Consider the following 1,006-nt stretch of genomic DNA (forward strand, 5'->3'; position numbering starts at 1 on the left):
GCAAAGTGCACTGATCTTGATTACATCAACTTTCTGACTGCTTCTTCGAACTACTTCACCTGTACCGAAGCGGAACGGTGCCAGCCTGCCGATAGTTCTTCTCCGGCGCACGATGCCTTCACCCGTCTCCTACAGAGACAGCCTTCCGACACGGAGGCACTGTGGAACGAGGTCACGGATTGTGTTTGCCGTGATTCCGGGTATCTGGTGGTCGACGATACGACGCTCGACAAACCGTATGCGAAGAAGATGGATCTCGTCTATTACCACTGGAGCGGCAAGCACCATCGGGCGGTTCCCGGGATCACGTTGGTCACGCTTCTCTGGACGGACGGCGGGACACTCATCCCGGTGGATTTCCGGATCTACGACCCTGACCGGGACGGCAAGACCAAGAACGATCACTTTCTCGACATGCTGCAGATCGCAAAGGAACGAGGGTTTCAGCCAGAGTATGTCCTGTTCGACTCCTGGTACAGCAGTATCGAGAACCTCAAAGCGATCCGAAGGCATGAGTGGCACTGGCTCACCCGGCTGAAGAAGAATCGGCTGGTCAATCCCGACAAGACCGGGAATGTTCAGGTCCACACCATCGAGATACCTCCCGAGGGTCTGATCGTTCATCTGAAAGCCTACGGGTTTGTGAAGGTCTTTCGGAAAGAGGACCCGGAGGGGAACGAAGACTTCTGGGCAACGGATATCCTCGGCCTGAAAGAAGCGAGGCGAGAAGAACTGGCGAAGAGTGCGTGGAAAATTGAGATCTTCCATCGTGGGGTCAAGCAGTTCTGCGGCGTCGAAAAATGTCAGGCGAGAAAGGCGCAATCACAACGAACCCATGTTCTCATGGCGGTAAGAGCCTTTGTCAGGCTGGAGATCAACAGGATCAAAACCGGAGTGTCATGGTTTGAAGCGAAAGCACAGATCCATCGAGAGGCGATAAAAACCTACATCAGAAATCCGAGGTATGCGCTGGGATAAAACGGGGAAAGGAAAGAGAATGGGGAGG

General features: G+C 54.1%; 1 protein-coding gene. It reads left to right on the forward strand.

The genetic code is table 11. The features are described 5' to 3' along the window. Positions 1–978, forward strand: a 978-nt coding sequence (locus tag FGU65_RS15830; RefSeq protein WP_301665464.1) for an IS701 family transposase, incomplete at its 5' end; no start/stop codon positions are given. Positions 979–1,006: the final 28 nt, after the last annotated feature.

Source organism: Methanoculleus frigidifontis, from assembly GCF_030464345.1.
Classification (GTDB): domain Archaea; phylum Halobacteriota; class Methanomicrobia; order Methanomicrobiales; family Methanoculleaceae; genus Methanoculleus_A; species Methanoculleus_A frigidifontis.